The organism is Serratia sp. Ag1, from assembly GCF_000743355.1.
GTDB lineage: Bacteria > Pseudomonadota > Gammaproteobacteria > Enterobacterales > Enterobacteriaceae > Chania.
Window position 1 is genome coordinate 1 of sequence record NZ_JQEI01000053.1, and the last position, 19,036, is coordinate 19,036.

At 54.2% G+C, this 19,036-nt stretch carries 26 protein-coding genes and 2 pseudogenes; 27 read left to right on the forward strand and 1 reads right to left on the reverse strand.

Going from position 1 to position 19,036, the window contains the following annotated elements; genetic code table 11:
* The first annotated feature begins 448 nt into the window (after window positions 1-448).
* The 19 genes and pseudogenes from IV04_RS26290 (at window position 449) to IV04_RS22890 (ending at window position 10,899) form a co-directional block, all read left to right on the forward strand.
* Window positions 449-646: a hypothetical protein gene (locus IV04_RS26290; RefSeq protein ID WP_152562945.1), complete on the forward strand. Its 198-nt coding sequence runs from the start codon at window positions 449-451 to the stop codon at window positions 644-646.
* Window positions 621-1,292 carry an exodeoxyribonuclease X gene (gene exoX, locus IV04_RS22800; RefSeq protein WP_081893279.1) on the forward strand — a complete coding sequence of 224 codons (672 nt, stop codon included), beginning with the start codon at window positions 621-623 and terminating at the stop codon, window positions 1,290-1,292. The genes IV04_RS26290 and exoX overlap by 26 nt, the downstream gene beginning before the upstream one ends.
* Window positions 1,292-1,975 carry an AAA family ATPase gene (locus IV04_RS22805; protein WP_037401462.1) on the forward strand — a complete coding sequence of 228 codons (684 nt, stop codon included), beginning with the start codon at window positions 1,292-1,294 and terminating at the stop codon, window positions 1,973-1,975. Before exoX ends, IV04_RS22805 begins: the two co-directional genes overlap by 1 nt.
* Window positions 1,972-2,667, forward strand: coding sequence for a hypothetical protein (locus IV04_RS22810; protein ID WP_037401456.1), 696 nt, complete (start codon window positions 1,972-1,974; stop codon window positions 2,665-2,667). The genes IV04_RS22805 and IV04_RS22810 overlap by 4 nt, the downstream gene beginning before the upstream one ends.
* A 110-nt stretch (window positions 2,668-2,777) precedes the next feature.
* Window positions 2,778-2,984, forward strand: coding sequence for a hypothetical protein (locus IV04_RS22815; RefSeq protein ID WP_037401454.1), 207 nt, complete (start codon window positions 2,778-2,780; stop codon window positions 2,982-2,984).
* Window positions 2,981-3,190: a hypothetical protein gene (locus IV04_RS22820; RefSeq protein ID WP_037401452.1), complete on the forward strand. Its 210-nt coding sequence runs from the start codon at window positions 2,981-2,983 to the stop codon at window positions 3,188-3,190. Before IV04_RS22815 ends, IV04_RS22820 begins: the two co-directional genes overlap by 4 nt.
* The gene (locus IV04_RS22825; RefSeq protein WP_037401451.1) at window positions 3,171-3,404 is read left to right on the forward strand and encodes a hypothetical protein; all 234 of its coding nucleotides are present in this window, start codon (window positions 3,171-3,173) and stop codon (window positions 3,402-3,404) included. Before IV04_RS22820 ends, IV04_RS22825 begins: the two co-directional genes overlap by 20 nt.
* Entirely contained in the window at window positions 3,394-3,771 is a 378-nt protein-coding gene (locus tag IV04_RS22830) for a hypothetical protein (RefSeq protein ID WP_037401448.1), read from the forward strand. Before IV04_RS22825 ends, IV04_RS22830 begins: the two co-directional genes overlap by 11 nt.
* On the forward strand, window positions 3,761-4,177 hold the full coding sequence (locus IV04_RS26295) for a hypothetical protein (RefSeq protein ID WP_152562946.1): 417 nt from the start codon (window positions 3,761-3,763) through the stop codon (window positions 4,175-4,177). Before IV04_RS22830 ends, IV04_RS26295 begins: the two co-directional genes overlap by 11 nt.
* Before the next feature lie 10 nt (window positions 4,178-4,187).
* Window positions 4,188-4,577, forward strand: coding sequence for an HNH endonuclease (locus IV04_RS22840; protein ID WP_231566293.1), 390 nt, complete (start codon window positions 4,188-4,190; stop codon window positions 4,575-4,577).
* 245 nt (window positions 4,578-4,822) lie between these two features.
* A pseudogene (locus IV04_RS27155) lies at window positions 4,823-5,056 on the forward strand (ead/Ea22-like family protein); the annotation flags it as partial.
* The gene (locus IV04_RS22850; RefSeq protein WP_037401444.1) at window positions 5,049-5,306 is read left to right on the forward strand and encodes a hypothetical protein; all 258 of its coding nucleotides are present in this window, start codon (window positions 5,049-5,051) and stop codon (window positions 5,304-5,306) included. The pseudogene IV04_RS27155 and the gene IV04_RS22850, both read left to right, overlap by 8 nt.
* Before the next feature lies 1 nt (window position 5,307).
* A complete protein-coding gene (locus IV04_RS22855; protein ID WP_037401443.1) occupies window positions 5,308-5,511 on the forward strand; it encodes a hypothetical protein in 204 nt (67 codons plus the stop codon).
* A complete protein-coding gene (locus IV04_RS24830; protein WP_051916948.1) occupies window positions 5,508-6,407 on the forward strand; it encodes a hypothetical protein in 900 nt (299 codons plus the stop codon). The genes IV04_RS22855 and IV04_RS24830 overlap by 4 nt, the downstream gene beginning before the upstream one ends.
* Before the next feature lie 28 nt (window positions 6,408-6,435).
* A complete protein-coding gene (locus IV04_RS22865; RefSeq protein ID WP_037401434.1) occupies window positions 6,436-6,669 on the forward strand; it encodes a DUF4060 family protein in 234 nt (77 codons plus the stop codon).
* Window positions 6,670-6,671: 2 nt separating this feature from the next.
* Window positions 6,672-8,672 carry a phage N-6-adenine-methyltransferase gene (locus IV04_RS26940; protein ID WP_072010958.1) on the forward strand — a complete coding sequence of 667 codons (2,001 nt, stop codon included), beginning with the start codon at window positions 6,672-6,674 and terminating at the stop codon, window positions 8,670-8,672.
* Window positions 8,673-8,747: 75 nt separating this feature from the next.
* Complete coding sequence (locus IV04_RS26305; RefSeq protein ID WP_037401432.1) at window positions 8,748-9,173, forward strand: hypothetical protein; 426 nt, start codon at window positions 8,748-8,750, stop codon at window positions 9,171-9,173.
* A 164-nt stretch (window positions 9,174-9,337) separates the two neighbouring features.
* Window positions 9,338-9,586 carry an excisionase family protein gene (locus IV04_RS22885; protein ID WP_037401430.1) on the forward strand — a complete coding sequence of 83 codons (249 nt, stop codon included), beginning with the start codon at window positions 9,338-9,340 and terminating at the stop codon, window positions 9,584-9,586.
* 32 nt (window positions 9,587-9,618) lie between these two features.
* Window positions 9,619-10,899: a site-specific integrase gene (locus tag IV04_RS22890; protein ID WP_037401428.1), complete on the forward strand. Its 1,281-nt coding sequence runs from the start codon at window positions 9,619-9,621 to the stop codon at window positions 10,897-10,899.
* Between the two features lie 32 nt (window positions 10,900-10,931).
* Here IV04_RS22890 and fliE read toward each other — a convergent pair whose 3' ends face one another.
* Window positions 10,932-11,252, reverse strand: a complete 321-nt coding sequence (gene fliE, locus IV04_RS22895) for a flagellar hook-basal body complex protein FliE (RefSeq protein ID WP_037401425.1) — start codon at window positions 11,250-11,252, stop codon at window positions 10,932-10,934.
* A 261-nt stretch (window positions 11,253-11,513) separates the two neighbouring features.
* Here fliE and fliF point away from each other — a divergent pair, with 261 nt between their 5' ends.
* The 8 genes and pseudogenes from fliF to fliM form a co-directional block, all read left to right on the forward strand.
* Window positions 11,514-13,178 carry a flagellar basal-body MS-ring/collar protein FliF gene (gene fliF, locus IV04_RS22900; RefSeq protein ID WP_037401422.1) on the forward strand — a complete coding sequence of 555 codons (1,665 nt, stop codon included), beginning with the start codon at window positions 11,514-11,516 and terminating at the stop codon, window positions 13,176-13,178.
* Entirely contained in the window at window positions 13,175-14,167 is a 993-nt protein-coding gene (fliG, locus tag IV04_RS22905) for a flagellar motor switch protein FliG (RefSeq protein ID WP_037401419.1), read from the forward strand. The genes fliF and fliG overlap by 4 nt, the downstream gene beginning before the upstream one ends.
* Window positions 14,160-14,861: a flagellar assembly protein FliH gene (gene fliH, locus IV04_RS22910; protein ID WP_037401414.1), complete on the forward strand. Its 702-nt coding sequence runs from the start codon at window positions 14,160-14,162 to the stop codon at window positions 14,859-14,861. Before fliG ends, fliH begins: the two co-directional genes overlap by 8 nt.
* Window positions 14,858-16,219: a flagellar protein export ATPase FliI gene (gene fliI, locus IV04_RS22915; protein WP_037401411.1), complete on the forward strand. Its 1,362-nt coding sequence runs from the start codon at window positions 14,858-14,860 to the stop codon at window positions 16,217-16,219. Before fliH ends, fliI begins: the two co-directional genes overlap by 4 nt.
* 16 nt (window positions 16,220-16,235) lie before the next feature.
* Window positions 16,236-16,685, forward strand: a complete 450-nt coding sequence (gene fliJ, locus IV04_RS22920; RefSeq protein ID WP_037401409.1) for a flagellar export protein FliJ — start codon at window positions 16,236-16,238, stop codon at window positions 16,683-16,685.
* Window positions 16,682-17,752 (forward strand): flagellar hook-length control protein FliK, encoded by a 1,071-nt coding sequence (locus IV04_RS22925; RefSeq protein WP_037401406.1) that lies wholly within the window; start codon window positions 16,682-16,684, stop codon window positions 17,750-17,752. The genes fliJ and IV04_RS22925 overlap by 4 nt, the downstream gene beginning before the upstream one ends.
* Window positions 17,753-17,921: 169 nt before the next feature.
* Window positions 17,922-18,410 carry a flagellar basal body-associated protein FliL gene (fliL, locus tag IV04_RS22930; protein ID WP_037401404.1) on the forward strand — a complete coding sequence of 163 codons (489 nt, stop codon included), beginning with the start codon at window positions 17,922-17,924 and terminating at the stop codon, window positions 18,408-18,410.
* Window positions 18,411-18,415: 5 nt separating this feature from the next.
* Window positions 18,416-19,015: pseudogene (fliM, locus tag IV04_RS22935) on the forward strand (flagellar motor switch protein FliM); the annotation flags it as partial.
* Between the last annotated feature and the right edge of the window lie 21 nt (window positions 19,016-19,036).

Sequence of the window (19,036 nt, forward strand, 5' to 3'; positions counted from 1 at the left end):
TTTATCGCGCGGCGCATCAACCAGCAGCGCCCGACACGCTTCGTAGAGTACACAGGGTCAGATGGTTGTAGACGCCGCTTTGATGAGGCAATCGTGCTTCAGTCCGCGACTGAGCACCTTGACGCCGAGATGTGCGCTTTTTGCGGCAAGTTCCGAGCGCCGGGAGATCTGCAAGATGTATCTATCCAGATGTATCGAGGCTCAGAGCGGCATGTGTTCTGTAGTGAGGGCCGTTGCGCGGAGTCTTACCAGTTAACGATCAAGCGCCCAGTCACGCGTCATACACGCCAGAACGTTCGGAGGTCACCATTTTGGAAATGAACAGCATCATAAAGATGAGCCACCGGTACCGCTTAACCGGAGCGGATTTCAAGAAAAAAAGCAGTCTGCTGGCCGAGATTGCAAACGGCCTGTTACTGGCTCTTTGCCTTGTTGCAATGGGTGTTTTATGGACGGCTTAGAGGTTATCGAAACCCCAACACGCCAACAACTGGCCGCCGAACACCTAATTCTTTCAATCTGCATCGCAAACCATTTTGGCCCTGATGACCTCGATCGCCTGGCTCACCGCCTGGCGGACATGAATGCTATTGCCGATGCGCGCACCGTTGGAACCAACCATGAGCACTATCTTTCGCGTCGTTGATACCGAGACAACCAGTTTTGAGGGGGGCGTTGTGGAGATCGCCAGCGTCGATATAGTAAACGGCGAAATTTGTAATCCCATGAGTGACTTTGTACGGCCCCCTGAGCCTATCAGTTTTGAGGCTATGGCAATACACCACATCACCGAAGAAATGGTCGCTGATGCCCCGCTTATCGACGATGTGATAGACCGCTATCAGGGTGCGGATCTATACGTTGCCCACAACGCCGCTTTTGACCGTGAAAAGCTACCGCAAATCACCGCACCATGGATCTGCACACTGAAGCTGGCGCGCAAGCTGTGGCCGGAAGAAAAGCACGGCAACCAGTATTTACGGTACCGGTTCGGGTTAAAACCTGACGTGCCGGAAGGCTTGTACGCGCACCGGGCGCTTTACGACTGCTACGTCACGGCAACCAACCTGCTTTACATGAACAGCATAGCGCGCTGGAGCATTGCCCAGATGCGCGACATCACCGCGCGGCCTTCGCTGCTCCACACGATGCCTTTCGGCAAACACAAAGGAAAAACCTTCGTTGATATCGCAGCGGAGGATCCGGGTTATTTCCGTTGGGCATTGGCAAACATGGACCTGAACGAAGACCAGGAATACACCATGAAACACGCGATGGGGGCGCTTTTCTAATGGGAACTCCAGTTTTGATCCTCGGCGACTCTGGCGCGGGCAAGTCTTACAGCCTGCGTAATTTCAACCCGGACGACTGCCTACTAATACAATGCATACCCAAGATGCTGCCCTTCCGTTCCAAAGGCTGGGCGCTGCATGGCCAGCTTGATAGCGAGGGAAAGCCACAGCGCGGAAATGTGTTCCGCACGGATGCATGGGATGACGTGCTCGATAAGATTAACCGGATGGTACTTTCTAAAACCCGTCGCGTGCTGATCATTGATGATTTCCAAGTTGTCATGCAGCACGAAAACATGGCTCGAGCCTATCAGACCGGCTACACCAAATTTACCGAAATGGCCGATCACGTCTGGCGCATCATCACAGCGGCAACGCAACTGCCCGACGACATTCGCGTTTACTTCCTCGCCCACACGGAGGAAAGCGAAGGTAAGATCCGCATGAAGACTGCAGGAAAGATGCTGAATGAAAAGCTTACGCCTGAAGGCTACTTCTCAATCGTGCTGCGTGCCATCAAGAAAGACGGAAAGCACGTTTTCATGATCAAGGGCGATGACAACGACACCGCCAAAGCCCCGCCCGACCTCTTTCCAGATCAGACCGAAATGGAAAACGACCTACACGCCGTGGATGTTGCCATCTGCGACTTTATGACTGACTCACTTGGAGCTATTCGATAATGCAACCAATGACTTTTAATTTCGATCCAGAACTGGCCAAGAAGGCTGGCGCTGGAATGGGTATCACCGAAAACGGTGCTTATGAGGGAACCATCATTTCCGCTGTGTACACCTTCGGTAAAGATGGCAGCCAGTCGCAAGGCCTTGAACTGAGCTTTGACTCTAACGGCGCTCGAGCCAACTACATGCGCATTAATTTTCTTGGGCGCGATGGCGAACCGACATTCGGTATGGGGTTGATTTCCGCCCTACTCTGGTCCGCTGGTATCAATAGCGCTCAACCGGTACAGGTTCAAGGCACAGAGGGACCGGAATGGCACAACCAGGCGCTTGAAGGTAAAAACGTTGGCCTAGTGCTACAGAAGACGCTTTATACCAAGCAAGATGGCGGCGACGGCTACAAAATGGAAGTGCGGCAGGTGTTCAAGCCTGGCACGAAAAAAACCTACGCAGAACATGCTGAGAACGCACTGGCCGAGGCTGTTGATAAACTCGTCGCTCTGCTCAAAGACCGTGACGAACGCGATCCGAATGCTGGCAAAACGTCAACGCATACCAGTGGTCAGTCACACTCAAACCCTTATGCAAATCAGAACCCTCACCAGTCCAGACTACAACAGGCCGCCAGCAATCGCCAAAATCAAGCCATGCAGCAACCGGACCCTGATTTCGACGACGGGATCCCATTTTAAGGAGGGCTTTGTGTCGGTTGCCATGCTGATTGGCATAAACATAACAGGCCTATTTACGCGCCCGCCTCCCTCCCAGCATTGCCCGCTCCGGCGGGCTAATGAGGTGATCCATGACCGATCAATCGAACCGTGGCAAGTCTCCGCATGAGGTCGTTGAAAACGCGATCGCCCAGCTCGACGGCCTGAGGAAAGGTAAACCTGTCAAGCGTCCGGGCTGGTACTACCTCGACGCGCTGGATGCTGAAGAACGGGCAGTAATCATTGATGGAAAGCGAGTGATTAGGCGATCTGAAGACGATCGGGAGGACGCAGAATGAGCCAGATCCAGCCGGAAAACGTTGCCATGGTATTTACCGATAAGAATACCGGGAAGGCCTATGCGATCCTTCTTGAGCAGTTGGAGGTAAACATCGTTATGCCGCAGATAGAAGCGCTTAGAGATGGATGCTTGAAAGCACGTGAAGTTAAACCGTTTGAAATTCGCAGTGTGAGGAGGCCCGGTGATGGCGAAGCCAGTAGTTAGAACGACAACCGGCGCAACGGTAAAGCTGACCGTTGAATTGAGCAGCCTCGGCTGTTGGGGGCCGGACTGTCAGATCGACCAAGTTTATCGGCAAGCATTACGTGAGGCAGAGGGAAAGCTCAGAAGACTTTTTGAAGGCCAGAATATTCGCATTATCGGCAGTGCCCAGGTTCAGGCGATCACTACCGACGTGGAGGTTAAGCGTGGCAACTAATAGCGAACTGAAGCCGTGCGCGGAAAACTTCAAGTCAGTAATCGGCGGGCGTGTTGATTGGCGCATGGGGCCGCCATGCCTGACGTTAAGAAGAAATCAATCTGGCGCTACTGGCGGGATTCTCAGCAAAGCAACGGACCTGCTTGAGACAACCGTCGATCTGCAAGTCGATAGCAAATCTGGCTGGTTGCGCGTGAAGGCAGCGGAGAAAGGATTCAAGGTTCAACGCAACGGGTCATTTAGCTGCTCAGCGATTGCCTTTAAGTGCGTATCCACAGATGACAAAAAGACCGTAAAAATTTACCTCAAGCTTGAGTTGGATGGATGGTGGTACGGCAAATTTAGCGAGGCCCATCATGAAGAGTAACAGCGAACTGAAAGCCTTTAGCGTCCAGGCTGATGAATTCGGATGCATCCGTTTTGCCAAAAACAACGTTACGGCGCGCCGTGAAGGTGCTGGCGAACTTGGTGTTGAGTTCAACGAAATAGTTTCCTGTCGTCGTGTTCCCGAGCTTGATAGTTATGCGGCTATTGGAAGCGTGCCCTGGAAAGTTTTGCTAACTGAGCACGGCTGGAGCCAAGAATGCGGCTACTGCTATCGCATGGTTTATGCCGAACCAGGTGAATACGTTTTTGATGATGAAAACGACCAGGCTTATTGCAGCGTTGAATGCCAAGCTCGGCATGAAAACTATGAACGTGAAGTGTTGGGCGGGCAGCACACACAGGGGGGGGGAGAGGGTGAGCAAGCTAACGAAAAAACAGCGTGCTGAGTTGCGGCAGATGTTCGGCGGGCGATGCGCCTATTGCGGCTGTGAACTTCCGGTAAAAGGCTGGCACGCTGACCACGTGGTTGCTGTTCTTCGCGTTTCAGAGCAGGACATGAAAGCCGCAGCGAAAGGCATTTTTAAGCTGAAAGCGACCGGAAAGGTATTCAATCAGCACGCTGATAATCATGAAAATCTCGTCCCGGCTTGCGCCCCCTGCAATCTGCTAAAAACTAGCTATTCGCTGGAGATGTTCAGGAAGCAAGTATCACTGCAAGTCGAGAGAGGAAGAAAAAGCAGCGTCAATTTCCGCACAGCCGAGCGATTTGGTCAAATTCAAGTCACTAATGCACCAGTTGTATTTTGGTTCGAGCGTTATGACACCCAGGAGGAAGCAAAGCCATGAGCAACGAAACTCTAATTTACATGATTAAAAATCTGGCTGCACGTAATAGCGTTGTCGCTAGCGCTGATGTAAGAGTGCTAATCGCAGCGCTGGAAGAGAAAGACCAGCGCATAGCAGAGCTTGAGCAGAAAGCGCATGAATTGAAATCCGAACGAGATACCTTCAGTAAATCAGAATGGAAAATGGCGGGTGAATTAACAGAATTGCAGATTTCCCATCACGCACTTGAGCAGCGACTACAGCAGCCAGGGCAGGGCGAAGTGCTCGTAACCGTATCTGGCTTTACTGGCTGCGGTAAAAGTGCGGTTGCCGGTGAAATCGAGATTGCGCTGCGGGCTATTGGCTTACCCGTTGTATGGACGAACGGCGACGCTGAAAAGCGCATGACTGGTGCGGACTGGCTGACGGCGTTAGAAATGTATAAACCGCGCGTGCGCATTGTTGAGCAAAATGTCGTGGGGGATAAACGATATGTGTGATGAGAAAGAAACCATCGAACGTAACCCTAAATCTTATGTAGCTTGGAAGCGTGAAGCAGAAAGGCTGCGGGTTGAAATTGAGCGACTACAGCAGCCTATCAATCTGCCTGCTGGTTACCGCCTCGTTCCAATCAAGCCGACACGCGAACAACTACTGGCAGTGGTACAAGTGGCAGGTAAATCGGCGGTGTATACAGACATGGTGATGGCCGCACCGGAGCATGCAGGCTTCAAGGTCGAGGAGGAGTGATATGGCAAAGCGCAAGCCATCAAGAATCGTTAATCAGTATCTTTTCACTAGAGCATTTTTCAAGAACGTTAGACCTGGAATATCAATAGGAATCATAGCAGGCCGCCAGCAGGTCAGGGAGTACATGCGCGGGAATTGGCGTGATAATAACCCTGTTGAAGCAGCGCGGCGCATTCACAATGCATGGGGAGGGATTGGAGCATGACCAAATCAACACTAACAAACGAGAAACTACGCGCAATAATTGCAGATGCAGATAAAGATTTTGATGTTGGCGGAAAACAATCGGACATTTTAACGGAAATGGCTCGCGAACTTCTGGCAGCAAGGGAGGCGCAGAGCAAACACCCCGATTTATATCTGTATCAGGTTCATCGCGGCGGTGAGATTTTATATTCTGAATGCGGGAAGGACTTTCCGCGAGGCCGGGGGTACTACACAGCCCCTCAAGTGCCAGCACCTCAATCAGACCACTTAAAACGCGCAATTAATCTAGTCGCCAAAATGGAGGAATTGGCTGTTCGTATTAGGGCTGAAGAAACCTTGTCGTCAGCACCAGTAATACCGGTATCGTTCGACGATTTAGCAGATGCGGTTAAAGAGGTCACTGGCGGTATTCGCATGCAGTTTAGTGCAGAAACGTGTAAGGGACATCAGGCCGTTCCTTTCATGAATTTCAACTCTCTATCCCGCATCGTTGAAATGTTCCGTACCGCCACGCCAGTGCCAGCGGTGCCGGATAAGATGACATATGATGATGCCGTGCTGTTTATTCTCAACAACAATATGTGCAGCGAAACACGCGAAGCAATTGCAATGCGCGCGCATAACGCCTACCGCGCCGCAATGCTGAACCATTCCGAGGATAAGCTCGGAATGGTTGAACCTGTAAGCCACGGTTACACGTTGCCTGAGGGCTACAAGTTGGTGCCGGTAGAGCCAACGCAAGAAATGATAGACGCAGCAATGATGTGCGATGACGTTGAGTTCAATAGCGATGAAACGTTTTGTATTAATCACCACAATATCTATCGTGCAATGCTGGCGGCAGCGCCTGACGATATAGACAGGTTTGCAGACCAAGTTTGCGGCAATAAGTAACCCCTCTTTTTAATGCCTGGAGGCCGTCATGCGGCACATCATCCGTGGCGCCCCCTCCCCACTTGAACGCAAAGCCGCTGAAGCAGCGCTAAAGACTCATCAGTCGCGTTACGGCAATTATGCTCGCTCAAAGGTTACCGAAACATATCACATCGATGTGGGTGGGGTCGTCATCGCTATTGAAATAGCAAATAACAAGTCGTCTTACGTGGCCACGTCAAGAATGCGTCCACGCTCACTATTACGCATATATGGGAGCTAGCCATGAGCAAGGCTCAAAAGGCATCAATCGTGATGCGCTACGGATCAGTATGCAGCGGCATCGAGGCCGCAACACTCGCCTGGCAATCGCTAGGGTGGCGCGCTGCTTGGTTTTCTGAGATTGAAAAATTCCCCAGCGCCGTCCTTAAACACCACTGGCCAGAAGTACCCAACCTAGGCGATATGACCAAAATCGCAGCCGCTGTCCGGGCTGGTGAAGTTGAAGCGCCCGATCTGCTTGTCGGCGGCACGCCGTGCCAGGCATTTAGTATTGCAGGACTCCGCAACGGACTTAGTGACGCCCGAGGCCAGTTAACCCTTTCATACGTGGAATTAGCAGATGCAATTGACGAAAAGCGCAGCCAGCGCGGAGAAGACCCCGCGATCATCGTCTGGGAAAACGTCCCTGGAGTCCTCAACAGTAACGACAACGCTTTCGGCTGCCTGCTTGCAGGACTTGCCGGAGAAGATGAGCTATTGCAGCCATCAGGGGGTAAATGGACGAGTGCTGGTTATGTGTCTGGACCCAAAAGAACAATCGCGTGGATCGTCAAAGACGCCCAATATTTCGGAGTGGCCCAACGCCGCCGTCGTGTGTTCGTTGTCGCAAGTGCTCGAAAAGACTTCGATCCCGCCGCGGTACTATTTGAGCTCGACAGCGTGCGCCGGGATACTCCGCTGAGCCGAGAAGCGGGGGCGCCAGTTGCCGCCCTTACTGCAAACGGCGTTGGAACGTGTGGTGCAGACGACAATCAGGCCCAAGCGGGACATATAATCGCCTTTGGCGGCAATAACACTGCTGGATCAATAGATGTTGCTACCGCTCGCAATGCGCATTCAGGTACCGGCCGACTTGATTTCGAGTCTGAGACATTTCTTGTTTCAACCGGGGTCGCCTTCTGCATTCAGAGTGAGCAAATAGGTAGAAAAGACAGCGCTGGGCCACAGGGTAATGGATATCAGGGGGATATTGCATTTACGCTGAATACGCAAAACCAACCTCACGCAGTAGCTGTTAGTAACATCGTTCGTCGGCTAATGCCTATTGAGTGCGAACGCCTCCAAGGGATGCCTGATAACCACACCCGGATCCCTGTCAAATTCTACGCCAAGCGCAAAATAACCAGCCTACGGCCCGCTGATATGTGGGAACCAACCGAGGGTGGTTGGTTCCTAATGGCCGCCGATGGCCCACGTTATAAAGCGATCGGCAACAGCATGGCCGTAACCTGCATGCTATGGCTGGGTAAGCGGATACAGCAGGCATGCATTTCCATCCCAACCACAAAACCCCAATCAGTAGAGGTACCCGCTATGGCTGTTGATGTTGAGCAGATTGAAGAAATAGCTGCCACATCGGCAGTCAGCGCCTATTGCGAAAAGCTCAATGACATGAAAGTCAGGAAGGCGCATGAGTTGAAAGAGATTGGCGATCAGTGGCGCACTCCCGATCCGCTATTCTGGGGTATCAATGCGATGTTCGGCCCGTTGGTGCTAGATCTGTTCAGCGATGGCGAAAACAGCAAATGCCCGGCGTTCTACACCGCAGAAGATAACGCGCTCACACAAGATTGGTCGGAAAAGCTGGCAGACCTGCACGGCGCGGCATTCGGCAACCCGCCATATTCCCGCGCACAGCAGCACGAAGGCCAGTACATCACCGGCATGACTTACATCATGGCTCACACGATGGCAATGCGTGAGCGTGGTGGCCGTTACGTTTTCCTGATCAAGGCGGCGACGTCAGAAACGTGGTGGCCAGAAGACGCCGATCACATCGCATTCATCCGTGGCCGGATTGGTTTTGACGTGCCGAAGTGGTTTGTGCCGGCAGACGAAAAGCAGGTGCCAACCGGTGCATTCTTTGCCGGTGCTGTGGCTATCTTCGATAAAACGTGGCGTGGCCCAGCTATGAGTTACATCAGCCGTGAGCAGTTAGAGGCTCAGGGTAGGGCGTTTCTGGAGCAGATCAACTGGCTGGCCGGGCGCGGGGTGGCGGCATGAGAATACCACTTGATGTTTGTATCGTTATCGCCCTGCTGATTGCCAGCGCGGCGATCTTGGCGTGGGGAATTTGATATGTCTGGATTAACAAACTATGACTTGCTGATATTCCTGATCGCCGACGGCGGCCACTATACGCGTAGTGAGCATGTGAAGCTGCTGAGCGAGAAATTCCCTGGTGAACATATCGATGTTGGCCGGGTTTCTTCGCTTCGAGCAAGTATGCTCTATTCGAAATTTGTCACATCAGAAACGCAGTCAGGCACCGACGGCCATAGGGCCATAAAAGTGATTGCAGTCGATGAACAATTTGGTCGGTACGCATACAAACGGCCTAATGAAAGCAAGCCAAGCCCGATGACTAGCTATCTGCTGAGTGAACCGGAGGAGGTAGTACGCACCATCAAGCTGCGCATGGAGTTTGACAACTTGCTGAGAAAGCATCATGCAAACAGAGATAGAAAACGCACTTCGGAGTGTGGCGAGGCAGTGTCGCGCTGAAATTATTGCGAAAACTAAAGGAAAGCCAAAGCCGCAACACGACCACATCATCACAACAATTCTCGACTTCTACGCAAAAAAAATCACAGCACTGTCACCTGGCCGGTTCAGCGCCAAGCTGTGGCTGAGCTATTTCGTGCATCTCATCGATAAAGAGGTAAACAATGGATAGCGTGATCCAACTTATGCCCAATAAGTGGGTTTCTGAGCAAGTGCTGATCGCAGTCACCGGACTCAAGAAAAACACCATCAAAACTGCGCGTGAAACCTCCTGGCTCGAGGGCCGGGAGTACAAGCATGTTGCTGCTGACGGACAACCGATGGATAACAGCATGTGTTTCTACAATCGCGAAGCAGTAGACAAATGGATTGAAAAGCAACCAGCCGCGCAACCGCGCTGCAAATCTGCTTAAATACCAACCCCATCATTTAATGAGGATATGTTATGACTAACTACCCCACAGGAGTAGAGAAGCACAACGGCAAACTCCGTATCTGGTTTATGTACAAAGGCGAGCGTTGTCGCGAATCACTAAGCGTTGATGATACAGCTAAGAATAGGGTTCGGGCTGGAGAGCTTCGGGCATCTGTATGTTTTGAAATAAAAATGGGAACTTTCAACTACGCAGCCCGCTTTCCTGAATCACCAAATTTGAAAAAGTTCGGTGTTGCCAGACGGGATATCACGGTTCAAGAGATTGCTGATAAATGGCTTTCATTGAAAGAGCTGGAAATAGCTAAGAGTACGATGGATAGGTATGAGTCAAAAGTCAGAAATACAATACCGTTTATTGGAGGAAGTAGGCTGGCTGCGTCGGTTCGCCAGGAGGACATACTTGCAGTAAGGAAAGAGCTGCTGACTGGATATCAACACGCAGGTAGAGGCCACAAAACAACACGCAAGGGCAGATCTGTCGCAACAGTAAATGATTACATGGGCGTCATAGTTTCTATTTTTGGATTTGCCTTGGCTAACGGTTATGTCTCTGCCGACCCAACTGCGGGAATGTCACCTTTAACCAAATCTCGCACGATTCCGGATCCGCTTTCCAAAGAAGAATTTGTCCGAATGCTTGATGCAATCAGTATCAGGCAAACACGGAACATGTGGGCGATCGCAGTGTATACCGGGTTGAGGCACGGTGAGCTTTGCGCATTGGCATGGGAGGATATTGATCTGGCTGCTGGTACATTAACGATCAGCAGGAACCTAGCGCACAAGAGTGAATTCACACCACCAAAAACTGAGGCCGGAAATCGCACCATCCAACTCATTCAACCCGCTATTGATGTGTTACGCAATCAGGCCGAATTATCACGTCTGGGCAAGACGTATGACGTGAATGTCGTTCTGCGGGAATATGGCAAGACAACCACTCACAAATGCACATTTGTGTTTAACCCTCAGTTATCAGCCGTTAACTCCCGGAGTGGCCCCCATTACTCCGATGGAACAATCAGCCAAAGCTGGGACTCTGCGTTGCGCCGCGCAGGGATACGTCACCGGAAGGCATATCAATCTAGGCACACTTACGCATGCTGGTCACTGTCAGCAGGGGCAAACCCAAACTTTATAGCTCAGCAAATGGGCCATGCTTCAGCGCAAATGGTCTATCAAGTTTATGGCTCTTGGATGGCAGAAAACAACAGCGAACAAATAGCGTTATTGAACCAGAAATTATCAGAGTTTTCCCCCATAATGCCCCCGAAAAAAACAGGAACATGATAATTAACATATAAATCAATACAGTTACCACTCTACACAGCCATATTCATAACGTCCTGATAGGCCGCTACCAGTTTATTACGCACTTGCACCCCCAGTTGCAGTGAAACCGACGATTTTTGCAAATCAACCATCACATCATTCAGGCTGACATCTGGCACACCCAAAGCAAAATCCTGCGCCTGTTGGCGTGCGCTCAGTTGGGTGTCGCTGATTTTACCCAGCGCCGCTTTCAACTCGCTGGCAAAACTCGCCCCTGACACCGCTTGCTCAACCTCATTGCTGGCCTTGAACGCTGTAGCCTGCAGCCGCTGTATTCCCTCTGCAATTCCTGCAACGGTATGAATTGTCATGATGGCCCCAAGACGCCAATTGCGCCGCGTGTTTTCCCGATGCTGTACACCCTAGCACGGTTATTTTCAGCTAAAACGGCTAAATAAGCGCAAAAAACCCAGCTTATCGAGCCATCGGTATTGGCTCTGGTAACCAATAATGGCGAGCCAAAGCGCGGGAAAACCTTAATCACCCCGCTAAGCGATGCGTACTCGGGAGTCTGCCTTGTCACTAAACAATGTCGACCATCAGGCCCAGCCACAACCAGGCAAGAGGCCAATATGAACGCCTCTGCCAGCGTAACTCACGCCCATGGTTTTCAGGCCCTGTGGCATCGCCTGCTGACGAGCCCCAAAATGCCACTGTTGATTGCGGCATCTGCCGCCGTCGCTATCGTGGTCGCACTACTGCTGTGGCTGAAAAGTCCAGATTATCGCGTGTTGTATAACAATCTTAGCGATCGCGATGGCGGTGCCATTGTCACACAACTGGCGCAAATGAATATTCCTTACCGCTTGAGCGAGAACGGTTCAGCCCTGTTGATCCCGGCAGAACAGGTACATGAAACCCGGTTACGCCTGGCACAGCAAGGGTTGCCCAAAGGGGGGGCCGCCGGGTTCGAACTGCTCGATCAGGAACAGTTTGGTATCAGCCAATTCAGCGAACAAATCAACTACCAGCGGGCGTTGGAGGGGGAACTCTCACGTACCATCGAATCACTGGGGCCGGTACACAAGGCTCGCGTGCATCTGGCATTGCCAAAGCCTTCGCTGTTCGTCCGTGAACAGAAAGCCCCTTCAGCCTCGGTCACCCTGTCTCTGCAACCAGGGCGCACACTGGATGATGGCCAGATCAATGCCATCGTGCATATGGTTTCCAGCAGCATTACCGGTTTGCCTGCTGCCAATGTCACCGTCGTCGATCAGGCAGGCCGCCTGTTAACCCAGCCCGACGGCAACGGGCGCGATCTGAATACGGCACAACTGAAATATGCCAGTGAGGTGGAAAACCGCTACCAGCGCCGGATCGAGGCCATCATCGCTCCGCTGGTTGGCAGTGCCAACGTGCGTGCTCAGGTCACCGCACTGATTGACTTCACTACCCGCGAACAAACCGACGAACAGTATCAGCCAAATCAGGCCCCCGATAAATCCGCAATACGCTCCAAACAGCTCAGCCAAAGCGAACAGCTTGGTGGGCAACTGATTGGCGGTGTGCCGGGCGCTCTTTCCAATCAGCCCAGCCCCCCCGTCAGCGCGCCGATTGAAAAGCCTAAACCCACGAAAACGCCAGCGAGTAAGCCAACCAATGCCAACACATCCAGCACCAGCGACAATCAGCCGCAAAATACTCGCCGCGATGAAACCACTAACTATGAGCTGGATCGCACCATCCGCCATAGTCAGCAGAAAGCCGGGGCGGTAGAACGGCTGTCGGTCGCCGTGGTGATCAATACGCAAGGTACCAATCAAGAAGGGAAACCGGTGCTGATGAGCAAGGAACAGTTAGCACAGATCGAGTCGCTGGTGCGTGAAGCAATGGGCTATTCCATCAGCCGTGGGGATACGCTGAATGTGGTGAATGCGCCGTTCAACGATGTCGAACCCGTTCACAACGAGCTGCCGTTCTGGCAGTCACAGGCCTTTATCGAGCAAGTATTCAAAGCGGGCCGTTATCTGCTGGTGCTGCTGGTGGCGTGGCTGTTGTGGCGCAAACTGGTACGCCCACAGTTACGAAGCCGTCAAACGGCCACTGCCGCCGCTCAGGTTGCCGCTCACCATTCAGCCGATACCAGCAAACCCAGCCAGGAGGAGCTCGCGCTGCGTAAAAAATCCCAGCAGCGCGTCAGTGCCGAAGTTCAAGGCCAACGAATCCGCGATCTGGCCGATAAAGATCCGCGCGTGGTCGCTCTGGTGATCCGCCAATGGATGAGTAACGAACTATGAGCCTTTCCGGTACTGAAAAAAGCGCCATCATGCTGATGACGTTAGGTGAAGACCGTGCCGCCGAAGTGTTCAAACACCTCTCTTCACGCGAGGTACAACAGTTGAGCGGCACGATGGCCAGCATGCGCCAGGTATCGCATAAGCAACTGAATGAGGTTCTCAGCGAATTTGAAGATGATGCCGAACAGTTTGCCGCCCTCAGCGTCAATGCCAACGACTACCTGCGTTCCGTGCTGATTAAAGCCCTGGGGGAAGAACGCGCTGCCAGCCTGCTGGAAGACATCCTCGAAACACGGGAAACCACCTCCGGCATGGAAACGCTCAACTTTATGGAGCCGCAGAGTGCCGCCGATCTGATCCGCGACGAACACCCACAAATCATTGCCACCATTCTGGTACATCTGAAACGTGCTCAGGCGGCTGATATTCTGGCGCAGTTCGACGAACGCCTGCGTAATGACGTGATGCTGCGGATTGCCACCTTCGGCGGGGTGCAACCAGCTGCGCTGGCGGAACTGACCGAAGTGCTTAACAACCTGTTGGATGGGCAAAACCTCAAACGCAGCAAAATGGGTGGTGTGCGCACCGCCGCCGAGATCATCAACCTGATGAAGGCCCAGCAGGAAGAGGCGGTGATAGGGGCGATGCGCGAATACGACGGTGAACTGGCTCAAAAGATTATCGACGAGATGTTCCTGTTCGAAAATCTGGTTGAAGTTGACGATCGCAGCATCCAGCGCCTGTTGCAGGAAGTCGAAGGGGAATCGCTGCTGATCGCGCTGAAAGGCGCGGAGCAGCCATTACGCGAAAAATTCCTCAAGAATATGTCGCAACGCGCCGCCGACATCCTGCGCGACGACTTGGCTAACCGTGGCCCGGTGCGCCTGTCGCAGGTGGAGAACGAGCAGAAGGCCATCCTGCTGGTGGTGCGTCGCCTGGCGGAAACCGGCGAAATGATCGTTGGTGGCGGCGAGGATACCTATGTCTGATCGCATCAATACCCTGCCCTGGCAACGCTGGGCCCCCAAAGATCTGGCGGCCCCCAGGCCGTTGGCAGAAACGGCATTACCATCAGCGGCAGAACACGCTGCGCTGGATAGCGCAACCGACGAGCAGCAACGGCTAGACATCTTGCGCCAACAGGCGCAACAGCAAGGTCAGCAACAAGGCTATACCGCAGGCCAGCAGCAAGGTTATGCCGCCGGGTTTCAAACCGGGCTGGAGGAAGGGCGTCAGCAAGGCATACATGAAGGCCAACTACAGCAACAGCCTATAACCGAACAGTGGCAACGGTTAGTCACCGAGTTTCAGCACACGCTGGACGCATTGGACGGCGTGATTGCCGCGCGCCTGATGCAACTGGCCTTAACTGCCGCCAAACAGGTGCTCGGCCAGCCCCCGCTCTGCGACGGCACCGCCCTGCTCAGCCAGATCCAGCAATTGATCCAGCAAGAGCCGATGTTCAGCGGCAAGCCACAGTTACGCGTGCATCCGAATGATTATCCACGGGTAGAACAGCAGCTTGGCGTTACGCTCAGCCTGCACGGCTGGCGCTTGCTGGCCGACGGTCAATTGCACCCTGGTGGTTGCAAAGTCAGCGCCGACGAAGGGGATCTGGATGCCAGCCTGGCAACGCGCTGGCATGAACTTTGCCGTCTGGCGGCACCGGGAGAAGTCTCATGACCGTGCGCCTCGGCCATTGGTTGAACGCGCTGGACGCGCTGGAAAAGCGCATAGCCCGTGCGCCAGCCGTTCGGCGCTATGGCCGATTGGTTCGTGCAACCGGCCTGGTGCTGGAAGCCACTGGCTTGCAACTGCCGCTCGGAGCGATCTGCCTGATCGAACGCCATGATGCCGGTGTGATACAGGAAGTGGAAAGCGAAGTGGTCGGCTTCAACGGTCAGCGGCTGTTCCTGATGCCGCTGGAAGAGGTGAATGGCATCGTCCCCGGAGCTCGCGTCTATGCTCGGATCTCCACAGAGGGGCCCAGCGCCAGCAAGCAACTGCCGCTGGGGCCGGCCCTGTTAGGCCGGGTGCTGGACGGCAGCGCCAAGCCGCTCGACGGCCTGCCAGCCCCAGAAACCGGCCATCGTGCAGCGCTCAGTACCGCACCGTTCAACCCGCTGCAACGCACACCAATCGAACAGGTCCTTGATGTTGGCGTGCGCACCATTAACGGTTTGCTGACCGTCGGACGCGGTCAGCGCATGGGGCTGTTCGCCGGTTCAGGCGTGGGTAAAAGCGTGTTGCTCGGCATGATGGCGCGCTACACCCAGGCCGAGGTGATTGTCGTTGGGCTGATCGGTGAACGTGGCCGTGAAGTGAAAGACTTTATCGAAAACATTCTGGGGGCCGATGGCCGGGCCCGTTCAGTGGTGATCGCCGCCCCAGCCGATGTCTCACCCTTGCTGCGCCTGCAGGGGGCCGCCTATGCCACCCGTATCGCCGAAGACTTCCGCGATCGTGGTCAGCATGTGTTGCTGATTATGGACTCCCTCACCCGTTACGCTATGGCGCAACGCGAGATCGCACTGGCGATCGGAGAACCTCCGGCGACCAAAGGCTACCCCCCTTCGGTGTTTGCCAAGTTGCCTGCGCTGGTGGAACGCGCTGGCAATGGTATCAGCGGTGGCGGCTCGATTACCGCTTTCTATACGGTGCTGACGGAAGGCGACGATCAGCAGGATCCGATCGCCGACTCGGCACGCGCCATTCTTGATGGCCACATCGTGTTATCACGGCGCTTGGCAGAGGCTGGGCACTACCCGGCGATAGATATCGAAGCGTCGATCAGCCGGGCAATGACGGCGCTGATCGCTGAAGAGCATTACCGCCGGGTGCGGCAATTCAAGCAGATGTTGGCCAGCTACCAGCGTAACCGCGATCTGATCAGCGTAGGTGCCTATGCCGCTGGCAGCGATCCCCTGCTGGATCGCGCCATCGCGCTGTATCCGCAGATGGAAACCTATCTGCAACAGGGCATCTTTGAACGCAGCGGATATGAAGAAGCCTGCCAGCAATTGCAGCAACTGATCGCTTGACCGAAGGGGCATGAACATGACGAAAACACCATCACCTCTGATCATTCTGCGCGATCTGGCACAGGACGCGGTGGAACAGGCCGCACAGCAACTCGGCCAGGCCCGTCAGGCGCAACAGGCTGCCGAGCAGCAGCTGAGTCTGCTGCTCAACTATCAGGATGAGTATCGGCACAAACTGCATGCCACCTTATGTGACGGTATGGGCTCTGCACGCTGGCAGAACTACCAGCAATTTATCGGTACGCTGGAACAGGCGATCGTTCAGCATCGCCACCATCTGCTCCGTTGGAGCGAAAAAGTGACTCAGGCTACTCAACATTGGCAGGACAAACAGCAGCGGCTGAATGCCTTCGATATCCTGCATACCCGCGCCTTGAGTGCCGAACAGCGGCTAGAAAATCAACGGGAGCAAAAGCTGAACGACGAATTCGCCCAACGCAGCACACGGAGGAACCAGACGCTATGAATTTCGATCCTCTGGCTGGCCTGCCAGCCGTTGGTGACAAACCCGCAATAGGTGAAACTACCCTGCCGCAGGAAGATGCCACGCTGTTTGCAGCCTTTGCTCAACGGCTCGGTGAACGTTTTGCCCCCGAGGAAACACAAAATGGCGAACTGACCCAGGCCGAGCCTCAAAATGGGTTAGCTAACACCCATACCCACTTTGAGGCAGAGCAGCAAAAAACGGATGAAGCTCCATTAGCTCCCATTCCGGTGCTGCAAGCGCTATTCGCTATGCTGCCAGCATTATCACAACCAAGGCCCATCGCGTCAGCGGCGATTGTTGAGCAAAACCCGCCTGAAGCCACGCAGTTGCCAAACATATTGAGCGATCACCCCAGAGAACTTGCACCCAATCCGGTTCAACCCCAGGCCACTGCCACCGTTGCCGATAAAAACCCGCTGGTGATAAAGCCTGACCAACCCCCATTGCCATCGGATAACCCGGAGGAGCGGGCGACTCCCCCAGCCAAATTCAGCGCTGAACTGACTCAGCCCACGCCGACAATAACCTATAACTCTCCGGCAGCGGCCCCAAACCTGTTCGCAGCCCCCACGACAACCCATGCACCACCCACACCTCAGTTACATGCGTCGCTTGGCAGCCCAGAATGGCAACAGGCGCTGGGCCAACAGGTGCTGATATTCCAGCGCAACGGCCAGCAAAATGCCGAGTTGCGCCTGCATCCGCAAGAATTGGGTGCCCTGCAGATCACACTGACGCTCGACGACCAGCAGGCACAGCTGCACATTGTTTCACCACATGGCCAAGTACGGTCGGCAGTGGAAGCCGCTCTGCCGCAGCTGCGCCAGGCCTTTGCCGAAAGCGGCATTCAGCTAGGCCAAAGCAGCGTTGGTGGCGAATCGCTCCCCCAACCGCAGCATCCCCCTTCGCAAACGCCATACCGTGGCAGGCAGAACACGGCCCACCCACAGCGCAGCAGCACTGAGGCCAGCCTGTTACGCGTTGAGACGCCAACGGATTTACTGGCGATGGCCCGCGCGATCGATGGCGTGGATATTTTCGCTTAAACGCCCAATCTGGCACGCTTTTCCTCACCTATTCTGGCTATTGCCTTTCAGGATAAACCGCATAATCCGGTTGTAGGCCATACGTGAATTTTTTGCACACATCGCCCAGTGAATCCCAAACGATTGCGAGGTGAAAACTCGGGGCAGATTACAGGAGTGTCATCACATCATGTCTGAAAACACCCTGCCAACAGCAGCAAAAAAACGTCCGATCCGGGTCATACTGCTGGTGCTGTTGGCTCTCGGCCTCTGCGCCGCCGCAGGCTACGGTTGGTGGTTGACGCAGCAGCCCAAAGGCGGTAAATCCACCGCCGCAGCGCAGAAAACGCCACCACCGGCACCGGTATTTATGCCGCTCGACACCTTTACCGTCAACCTGCTCACGCCGGATAACAACCCCGAGCGCGTGCTGTATATCGGCCTGACGCTGCGCTTGCCCGACGAAGCCACACGCCGCCAGTTAAACGACTTTCTGCCGGAGGTTCGCAGCCGTTTGCTGATGTTGCTGGCGCGGCAAACGCCAGAGCAACTGGCCACTGAACAGGGGAAGCAGCAGCTGGTCGTGCAGATCAAAGACACCCTGAGTACGCCATTGGTCAAAGGCCTGCCTAAACAGGCGATCAGCGACGTTCTCTTCACCGCTTTCATACTGCGGTAATCCCCATGGGTGACAGCCTGCTTTCACAAGCCGAGATCGATGCCCTGCTCAACGGTGAAACCGACGGGGATCAACCCGCTGTAGCGAATGGCAGTGAAAGTGAGATCAAACTTTACGATCCGAATACCCAGCGCCGCGTGGTGCGTGAGCGGTTACAGGCGTTAGAGATTATCAATGAGCGTTTTGCCCGGCAGTTCCGTATGGGGTTATTCAACCTGTTGCGCCGTAGCCCGGACATCACCGTCGGCCCAATCAAGATCCAGCCTTACCATGAGTTTGCCCGCAACCTGCCGGTGCCGACCAACCTGAATCTGGTGCACCTGAATCCGCTGCGCGGCACGGCACTGTTCGTGTTTGCCCCCAGCCTGGTGTTTATCGCCGTCGATAACCTGTTTGGTGGCGATGGCCGCTTCCCCACCAAAGTGGAAGGGCGGGAATTTACCCCAACCGAACAGCGGGTGATCAGACGCATGCTACGCCTGGCGCTGGATGCCTATGGCGATGCCTGGAGCGCCATCTACAAGCTCAATGTGGAGTATGTGCGCGCCGAAATGCAGGTCAAATTCACCAATATCACCACTTCACCGAACGACATCGTGGTCACTATGTAGTGGATCACAAAATCA